This is a genomic window from Nocardioides sp. P4_G4, from assembly GCF_056401085.1.
In genome coordinates, this window is record NZ_JBFUKA010000124.1 from 1 (window position 1) to 9,390 (window position 9,390).

A 9,390-nucleotide genomic window follows, 5' to 3' on the forward strand; every position below is an offset into this window, starting at 1 on the left:
AACCGGACCAAGGGCAACAACCGTGCGCCCACGACGTGGGAGAGCAGGGTTCGCGGGCTCATGCTCGGGCTCGCCCTGGGTGACGCCATCGGCTCCCGGCGTAGCGAGATCCCCGCCACCGGGACGCTTGAGGCCGGAGCTGCGACCCAGCTAGCCGCGTGGACCGCAGAGGGTCTGTTGCGGATGGCGACTCGCTATGGCGGGAACGTCGTCGGGAACCCGACGGACGTCCTGAAGTACGCCTACCAGCGATGGGTGCTTCTCCAAGGGGCCAAGCCAATCGCGAAGGACTGGCACCCGGTACGCGAGGCTGACGGCCTCGCCACCCGAGGGTGGCTCATCGATGTGCCCGCAATGTCACAGATCCGTGGCGGTTCCCCCGCGACTCTGAAGGCGATCACACGTGGTCGGCCGGCAACATCTTCTGGCTGTCAGGCATTGCTTCGATCGCTTCCCATCGCTGCCTTCCACCGGCAATCATCCATCGATGGGCTCGACGACTTCGCGTCCGCGGCAGCCGGCCTCACCCATGACGACGGAATGCGAAACGCCCCGACCGCCTTCGCTGTCAGACTGGCTGCTGCTTGCCTCCAGTCCGACAACTTCCAGCGAGCGTTCGTCTCAACCATCGGCGACGGTGTGCCGGGAGGGGTCGATCAGCAGATCGAGAGCCTCATCAACGAAGGCATGGCTCAGCCCTGCGTGCCGCAGCTCCTTGAACGGCTGGCTCCCGACAAGACCGCCACCTCGGCGATCGCCGGCGGGATCTATGTCGCGCTGTCGTTCCCGGATATCGACACCGTCGGCGAGGCCCTGGAGTTCGCCGGCTGGGCGCCCGACGGCGACTCCGTCGCAGCCGTGGCAGGTGCCTTCCTTGGAGCAGTGCACGGGTTCGAGGCCCTCCCCACGTCGCTGTGCTCGCGACTCGAGCTTGGCTGGGTCATGGACACCCTGGCCGGCGATCTGGCCAGACAGACCACCGAGAACCAGGTCGGCGATGGCTGGAAGGGTGACGGGTACGACGACCCGATCGACCCGTGGTGGGACACCAAGTATCCGGGGGCATGAGCGTGACTGACACCCTCTTGACCGGCTATGCGGAGAAACAATGTGCTCGCCGCGTGCACAACGAATGGGACCCGACCATCGAGTCGGTCCCATCGTCGGCGGAGGGAGATGCATGCTCATCAGGTGTCAACCAAGCCGGCGGACAGTCATGACCTCGCCGGCGAACTCGCCGATCGTCCCGTAGCGAACGACATCACCTGTGCGCGGAGCGTGGAGGATCTTGTCCCCGCCGACGTAGATCGCCACGTGGTGAGGGCCGCCGGCGCCGGGGTAGCTGAAGAAGATCAGGTCGCCGGGCTGCTTGTCGGGCCATGGGATGCCGCGTCCGAGCTGGATCTGGGCGCCGGTGTAGTGGGGGAGTCGGAGTTTGCCTCCCGAGGCCTGGTAGGCGGCGTACACGACCAAGCCGGAGCAGTCGAAGCCACCGCCGGTCGGACCGTTGAAGTCGCCGCCACCCCAGACGTACGGTCTCCCGAGCTGTGTCGCTGCAGCGCGGATGAGGGCCGCGGGGACGCCGGGCGGGAGGCTGTCGGGCAGGTCTTCGTCAGCACTGCACAGGCCCGAGTCGAGGGTGACGCCGGTGAAGGTGGCGAGGATCTTGGCAGCGATGGGCTGGTTGACGGCGTACCGGTCGGGATAGGCGGAAACCTGGACGGCCTGGGCCGCGGCGCCGGGATCCATAGTCTGCCAGTCGTCGAGGTCGAGCAGTCCACGTGGGGAGCCATGGTTGGGGCCGTTCGGGCCGCCGTAGAAGGCGCGCGAGGACCAGACCGGGTCCATCAGGTTCTCGACGAGGCCCCACCCCGCGGCTGGCCGTTGTTGGAAGAGACCGACGGAGTCGTGGTCGCCGCCGTTGCCGTCGTTCGAGATGCTGGCGGATTCGGGGTAGGCGCTGGTGTTGGACAGCACGCGGAGGTTGGATTCGGTGAGAGCGGTCATGAGTGCGATGAGCTGACCGCGCGCCGGGATGTCCTGACTCTTGCCGACGGCAATGATCGCGGCGGCACGCTGGAGTTGGAGCTTAGTCAGGGTGACGGTCTCGCCGTCAGCGTTCTCGGCGATGAGGCTGTCGGGGACCTGCCCTGAGACGGCAATCGCGCCGGTGGGGGTCCCGCCGTGCTCCATGAGGCATTCGGCCGACCCGGCTGCGGAGGGACTGGTCAGGGTTGCGACGCCCAACAACGCGCCGCCTGGCAGGACCAGGATCGCGGCAGCGACGCCGACCCCAAGCGCCTTCATGGCCACTGGTTKGTCACCTCAGCGGGTTGTCGAGCTGCGAGAGCCGGAGCAGGCGGCACCGATCGAAAGCGGGGGGACAGGCGACGAAGAAGGTGAATGCGACGGATGAAGACTTCGCCAAAGACACGCCGTTCCACACGCCGTCGCGGGTGCGAGTACCTGTGATCGTGACGGCAGTCGTGCCGGGGCGGAGCTCCCCGTGCGACTGTGCGACCACCGAGTCCCACGTGGCAGGCACCTGCGCCGACTCGATCGCCAGTGTCTGAGTGACATTCATGGGCGCGAGACTGAGCCACTGGTCGACGGTGGGCATGTAGGTGGCGACGTCGTGGATGAGGCTGGGGGTCTCCTCGCCCGAGGGGTCGGCCTCAGCCAGCACGGGGGCTTGGTAGTCGGCCGGGAGATAGCCCGATGCGGTGTCCCAGTCGAACAACGCTGAAGCGACGGACCGGGCGAACGCCACGGCGTCGGTAGTCCGCGGAATCGTCGTCTGGCTCGGATCCACGGCCACTGCACCYACGGAGGCATCATGCTGGACGGTCAACGCGCCGCCGCGACGTTGCGCATCGGGATCGCCGGAGCTCGGTCCGGTCACCAGACCGTAGATGCCCACGGCGAGAGTGAGGACGGTGAGCAGAGCGCCGGCCACGAGGGCGATCTGGCGACGGGTGAGTTCGGGCATGGGGGCTCCTGGGGCTGGCGAGAGTGTCGTGCCAGTCAGGTGGTCGGCCTACGCCGACACAGCGAGTTGCTGCCGCGCCATACGGAGACGATCGGCGAAGGCGACGGTCTCGGCGACCGCGCTCTCGAATCCGGTCCATTCCTCGTCGCTGAGCTTGGCGGCGACCTCGTTGACGTCGTACCCCTCGGACCAACCGACCAGTTCGCCCCAGGTCAGGACGAACGCGCGCACCGGCTTGTTCTGGCTCCGGTTGGCACGCTTGCGTCGGGCGGCGCGCTTCTGTCGTTCCTCGGCCTGGGCTCGAGCGAGCGCTTCCTCAGCAAGGCGTCCGAGCTCCGGGTCAGGTTCGGGTTCGTGAGGGCCGGGAGCGCTGGCGAGGCGGTCGGCAGCGCGCACTCGCTTGTACGCCGGATCCACCGGCGAACCGGCCTTGATCTGTCCGAGCGCCTCCTGGGCAAGTTTGCGGACACTCTGCGCGCGAGTCTCGTCATCCCGGACGTCCTCGAGCCAGCCGATCTTCTCCAAGCGGTGATACGACTGTTTCCCAGTAACGAACTGGGCAGCCTGATTGCRTACGTCGCCTGCGCCGCGCGGTGCCGGACACTGTCCGGCACCGTCTGCTTCCCCGGACGACTCGGRGGCTCCGAATCGGGATGCCTGTTGTCGGCGTCCCGCGTCCTCTTCGATGAGCAACTTGACCTCGCGGAACATCGCAGCGGCTTCGAGGTCCGTCAACGGTTTGCGCTGCATGTTCTCTGCCTGCTGCGCGAGCACGTGCGACAGTTCGTCGCTGATGCGTGATCGGACCCATACCTTCAAGGTGTTCCACCCGAGCCGACGTACTGCTTCGAGGCGGCGACGACCACAGACGAGCACTCCGTCGGGGGTGATCGTGATGGGCTGGAGCAGACCGATCTCATCAATCGAGCGCATCAGTCCGTCGATGTCGCCGAGATCCTTGCGATGCCGGACACCGACGACGATGCCGTCGATGCTTCGCTCGAGTTCGATGTGGCCGGTCGTGGTGGTCATGGCTACGCGACCTCGACTGTGCGCACGGCCCGGGGCGCGGTCTGACTGATCTCCAGGATCAGGGCGTCGTCGGCCAGGAGATCCATGATCGTGTCCCCGATCRGCAGCTGGAGCAGGATCCCGTGGCCGGCGTACGTGCTTCTCAGTGCCGGGATCTGAGCGCCGAGCGTCAGCCTCAGCAAGGTCGTCCATGCCGAACGGTCGAGGTCGAGCAGTGCGCGGGCGGAGTGGTCGCGTCGCAGCATCGCGTGGGTGGTTGCTCGGCTGCCGGACTCGATGAGGCGGGCGGCGATGTAGTCGAGCGCGCAGGTCGCGGTGTTCAGAGGCCACCCCAACGCGACGAACAGTGCGATCGCCTGGTCGACCGCCTCGAACGCTCCTGTTGGAAGGTCCGCCGAGCGGGTGGGCTCGTCGGGCGTGTTGTAGTCGACGCGCAGGGACGGGTGAAAGTCCAGGAGGTTGGCCTCGGAGTCGCTGAACCTGCGGGCGTCGTGGTGGCACGAGATGTGCGTACGACGCGCCTGGGCGGGCGAGCACAGCAGCCCGTTGGCCCGATCCTCGGCGATCAGCGTGACCTGAACGGCGCGTGTCACGACAGCCCACGGGTCGCGAGCCCGGCGTACCGCGTCGGTCCGCATTGCCTCGAACGCCGCGGCCGCGGAGTCCTCAGGCTCGCAGTGGTGCTTGTGAGCCAGCGATCGGTACTTCTGGATCGTGTACGCCATCAACTCGGCGGCCTCGGCGTCGGTGGACCAGGCGCCTGGTCCGGCATCGGCGAGACGGTTGAGCAAGTGGCGCAGGCCCTCACTGGTTTCGAAGGTGGTCATAGCTGCAGTCCTTCCTGAGTTGCGGAGGTAGACGGCCCGCGGTGCCTGAGATGGGGAGCCGCCCGACATACGGAGCGGGTAAGGGTCTGAGGGGTGCGCGCGGCACGCCGCGCCAGCTCGGCTTGGAGGTCGATGCCGCGCCCGACGATGGCGCCGGCGTAGGAGTGCAGCTCGGAGGGCCGCACCCAGGCGATGCGCCTCCCCGAAGGTGTAGTCGCACCCGTGGGGGCGAGCGACGGGTCCGCGTGGTGGGCAAGAGCGCTGGTCTCGATGGGGCGCGGCGTCTCCGGCTCGGGGACTGGGAGGGGCTGACGGACGTGGCCCCGGTATTCGGCGTGGGTGTTCATCGTCCGACCACCTCAACCGGCCGGATAGGGCCCGGGCGGCTCGCGGAGCCCGCACCCGACAACCGGCTGGCGATGCGGTACGCCGACTGGATCGTCGTCTCGACTTCGCGGTCCTCGAGCCCCGCCGTGCGCGCTGCTTCACCGAGGACTCCGATGGCGTCGTGGACGTCGTGCCCCTGCTCGACCATCCGGCAGGCAGCCCAGAACAGTCCAGCGTTGCGGCCGCCCTCGGGACGGCTCGCGACCCACTCGGCGAGTCTGTCGGGACGAGAGCCGATCGTCGGCGCGTTAATGCGAGGTGGCAGCTGTCGAGGCGGCTCGAGGAACTGGCGGAGCTTCAGGCTGTCGATCGAGTGAGAGGCGCCCGTCGCGGTCGCAATGACGACGTACGACGCAGGGCGGCCGTCGAGGGTGAGTCGTGACGGGGGAGCGATGACGTAACCCCCGTCCCCCCGGAAATCGACGAGCGCGCTCGGGGCCTGCCAGGACCGCTGCTCGATGTCTGCGGTCGGGTAATAGGCGTGGAGGCCACCCGATGGTGTGCGGACGAACCATCCCCATCCGTCAGCCAACCCATCGGTCCGAGCGCGCTCGAAGGCCTCGAAGCCGGATACCTCGGCATGGACGTCAACATCGACGACCACGACGCCCGTGACGCCGCCCGTGGGCATTCCGATGTTGGCATTGGGGTTGCGCTGCCACCAGTGGTGCACCGTCCGTGCGGACGACGTCGCATCGTGGAACCCGTTCGAAGTCAGGGGCTGCTTGAAGCCCGGGACGCACGGGAAGACCGGGATACCGAGGTTCGCGTACCGAACGGCGGCGGCTCCGAGTGTCGGCTCGTCGCCGACGCGCTGCATCGTGGTGGTGGACCACTGGGGGACTGGCTTGGTGGAGTCGTTCATGCCACCGACAGTTGATCGTCAGGTACGCCCGAAACGTGGCCGTGAGAGGGGGAACCTTAGGGGGAACCTGCGTTTGTGCAGGTCAGGAGGTTCCCCCCACTCGTTCTGGATTTCCGCACCCTGATCGAAGAGGCCGCGATGGCGCCATCCGGACGGCGACGCTTTGGGCCCTCTTCTGAGGCCACAGATGGGGCTGTGTGACCCGCAGTCAATCTGTGCTCGTTGGAACTTCCACACCATCTGTCGGGCGGCTCTGCGAGACTTTCGCGACGGCACAGTTTCGGCCGTAGAGACGTTCAAGGAAGGCGATAGCGCGTGATCGGAGGTCGGCAGGAGAACTCCTGGTCCCCGTCGATCTGGGCACGGCATTTCGGTCGCGCCCCGTATTGGGCGATTGGCGTCGCTGAGCAGCACATCACCGTCATGGCGCCAACTGGCGTAGTGAACATTCACGTGGCCGAGCGCGAGAAGCTTCTCTTTGAGCGCGGGTCTGTTTGGGTGCGCATGTCGGCTCCCGAGATCGGGGTTATCCAGCCGCTGACGGGCCTGGCGAAACGGGCTGTCACGGAGTTCGACGATGCAGTGGCGCGTGCGTTCGCCGAGTACGAATCGACGCTCGATTTCCAACCCTTCGTCGACGCGTTGGTTCGGTGGTGGTCCGCGTTCCAAGAGGCGACGCGGGATGCGTGGGAGCAGCGGCGTTGGCTCACCGAGGAGTTCATCGTCGAGTGGGACACGTCGCTCGGTCACGCGGTCTTAGGCACCGCACTATCGATGAACCAGCAGCGGGCGCTCGTCGCTCGGGTGAGCGGCGTCGAGGCGGAGGCCGTCAACGCTGCATTTGGCGACTGGAACGTCCGGTCACACGCGGTTGAGCAGAACAACGCTCTTGTGAACCTTGAACTCATCGATGAACGCGCGTTCTTCGACAGGATCGAGAAGACACCGCTCACCGAGGAGCAGGCCCGAGCCGTCATCTGCTTCGACAACAGGGTGCAGCTCGTCGCGTCCGCTGGTTCTGGGAAGACATCGACGATGGTTGCCAAGGCCGGGTGGACGATCCGGAAGGCCCACGCCAGCGCCGACGAGATACTTCTGCTCGCGTTTAACAAAGCAGCTGCGGCGGAGCTCGGCGAACGATGCACTGCTCGCCTTGCCAACGCGGACATCCCGTCCACCGGCCTCCGCGCCACTACCTTCCACGCCTTTGGGTTGCGGGTGATTGGTGAAGCGACCGGCGAAAAGCCGCGCCTTGCGCCGGGCCTCGACAACAACAACGGAGTCGGGCTCTTGGCTGACGTCGTGCGAGCGCTGCGGCGTAGTTCGCCGGAGTTCGCAGCGCGCTGGTCGCTGTTCCAAAACGTCCTGGGTGTTCCCGTGAGCGTCGAGGCAGATCCTGAGCCCGACGCGTGGGATCCGCAGAGGCGTCGAAGCGGCTACCGCGCGCTCAACCTCGACATCATGAAGAGTGCGGGCGAGCGAGCGATCGCGAACTGGCTCATCAAGTCCGGCGTCGAGTTTGAGTACGAGCGTCCATACGAGATCAACGTCGCGGACGCGCAGCACTCGCAGTATCGACCCGACTTCTTCTATCCATCGACCGGCGTCTACCACGAGCACTGGGCACTCGTGCCCGGCCAGGCGGAGCCTCCCGGATACGGGGGCTACCTCGAGTCCAGTGCCTGGAAGAAGCGAGTCCATCACGCGAACGGCACGACGTTGATCGAGACGGCTGCAAGGGACCTCGGCAGTGGCAGCCTGTTCGCGCAGCTGGAACATCAGCTCCGAACCAACGGCATCGAACCGGACTTCGACCCGGATCGGCCCGTCCCCGGAAGCCCACTCCTGACGGACCGGGAGATGCTCAACGTCTTCCGGACGTTCCTGGCGCATGCGAAGAGCAATCGACTTGAACCAGCGGACCTTCGATCGCGCGTGTCCAAGGCGCGGAACGGCACTCCTGACCTTCGCGAGTCCCTGTTCCTCGATCTGTTTGATGACGTGCGCGAGGAGTGGGACTCCCGGCTTCGCGAGGCCAACGAAGTCGACTTCGAGGACATGTTGAATCAGGCGACCGATCTGGTCGAAGCGGGGAGGTGGATGTCCCCCTTCCGAGTCGTCCTCGTCGACGAGTTTCAAGACGCCAGCCACGCCCGAGCGCGGCTTGTGAAAGCACTGGTCAACCGACCTGCGCACTTCCTATTTGCTGTCGGAGACGACTGGCAGTCGATCTACCGTTTCGCGGGCTCTGACATCTCGGCGATGACACAGTTTGAGCAAACCTTCGGGGCTGGCCACATGATGCGGCTGGAGAGGAACTTCCGAAGTTCCCAAGAGCTCAGCACGCTCGCCGGTGACTTCGTCATGAAGAACCCGAACCAGCTGACGAAGAAGGTCCGTTCGGATCGCTCCCACCCGGCGCCGGTAGAGCTCACCCTGGTCGACACCGACGCCGGGGTCACCGACGCGATCGCCCGGAGACTAAGCGAGCTATCTGCCGCGGTCTCCGAGGGGTCGAGCCTGTCGGTCAAGATCCTTGGCCGCTACCGCTACGAGGAAGAGCTCGTCCCGCGCACCCGATATCGCGGGCTCGACGTCACATTCCGAACAGTCCACTCATCGAAGGGACTCGAGGCGGACCACGTGATCATCCCGGGACTCAACCGCGGTGACTTTCCGAGCACCAAGGAAGACGACCCGCTTCTGCGGCTCGCGCTCCCGGAGGGCGACGACTACCCCCACGCAGAAGAGCGGCGACTCTTCTACGTCGCGCTCACCCGAGCGCGGGACTCGGTGCTACTGATTGCCCGAAGCGGCCGCGAGTCGGAGTTCGTGACCGAGCTGATTGCCGATGGAGTCATATCCCTATCTGGCGACCAAGCGGCAGACAAGGCCCCCGAGGGGTGCTCGCAATGCGGCCGCGGGCTGATGGTCGTGCGGCAGGGAAAGTACGGACCGTTCCTGGCATGCAACCGCTTCCCGGCCTGCACGTCGAAGCGATCAATCACCAGCTGACCGACGCCGATCCGTCCATGGCCAGACCCATAGGAGAGAACCAATGTCGAAGCGTGAAGAGCGTGAGAGGCAGCGAATGATGGCGATGCTGCCTGATGAGGGCGAGGTGGCGGGGGAGATCTTTGCCGCGATGGCAGAACTGGGAGAGGCCGGAGCCGTCATCACACCGGACTTGGCCGCTCTCGCGAGCCAAGTCGCTGGCGCTGAGGCCGCCGGACGGTGGCTCAAGGCCGGGCATACCCTCGACGACTGCGGGATGGTTCGGAGGTTGTACG

The 9,390-nt window shown here is 66.3% G+C and carries 8 protein-coding genes; 3 read left to right on the forward strand and 5 right to left on the reverse strand.

Translation table 11 applies throughout. From position 1 onward, the window contains the following. Positions 1 to 1,068, forward strand: a 1,068-nt coding sequence (locus tag AC1DQF_RS20080; protein WP_477526997.1) for an ADP-ribosylglycohydrolase family protein, incomplete at its 5' end; no start/stop codon positions are given. A gap of 126 nt (positions 1,069 to 1,194) precedes the next feature. Here AC1DQF_RS20080 and AC1DQF_RS20085 read toward each other — a convergent pair. From AC1DQF_RS20085 to AC1DQF_RS20105, 5 genes are all read right to left on the reverse strand, one after another. Beyond that, positions 1,195 to 2,307: a C40 family peptidase gene (locus AC1DQF_RS20085; RefSeq protein ID WP_477527004.1), complete on the reverse strand. Its 1,113-nt coding sequence runs from the start codon at positions 2,305 to 2,307 to the stop codon at positions 1,195 to 1,197. Between the two features lie 13 nt (positions 2,308 to 2,320). Then, a complete protein-coding gene (locus tag AC1DQF_RS20090) occupies positions 2,321 to 2,989 on the reverse strand; it encodes a hypothetical protein (RefSeq protein ID WP_477526998.1) in 669 nt (222 codons plus the stop codon). A 48-nt stretch (positions 2,990 to 3,037) separates the two neighbouring features. Continuing rightward, a complete protein-coding gene (locus AC1DQF_RS20095; protein ID WP_477526999.1) occupies positions 3,038 to 4,021 on the reverse strand; it encodes a ParB N-terminal domain-containing protein in 984 nt (327 codons plus the stop codon). Between the two features lie 2 nt (positions 4,022 to 4,023). Continuing rightward, positions 4,024 to 4,848 carry a serine/arginine repetitive matrix protein 2 gene (locus tag AC1DQF_RS20100; protein WP_477527000.1) on the reverse strand — a complete coding sequence of 275 codons (825 nt, stop codon included), beginning with the start codon at positions 4,846 to 4,848 and terminating at the stop codon, positions 4,024 to 4,026. 343 nt (positions 4,849 to 5,191) lie between these two features. After that, positions 5,192 to 6,100 (reverse strand): bifunctional DNA primase/polymerase, encoded by a 909-nt coding sequence (locus tag AC1DQF_RS20105; RefSeq protein WP_477527001.1) that lies wholly within the window; start codon positions 6,098 to 6,100, stop codon positions 5,192 to 5,194. 453 nt (positions 6,101 to 6,553) lie between these two features. Between AC1DQF_RS20105 and AC1DQF_RS20110 the strand changes: the two genes are divergently transcribed. Next, positions 6,554 to 9,115 carry a UvrD-helicase domain-containing protein gene (locus AC1DQF_RS20110; protein WP_477527002.1) on the forward strand — a complete coding sequence of 854 codons (2,562 nt, stop codon included), beginning with the start codon at positions 6,554 to 6,556 and terminating at the stop codon, positions 9,113 to 9,115. A gap of 43 nt (positions 9,116 to 9,158) precedes the next feature. After that, positions 9,159 to 9,390: hypothetical protein (locus tag AC1DQF_RS20115; protein WP_477527003.1), on the forward strand; the 232-nt coding region annotated here is incomplete at its 3' end.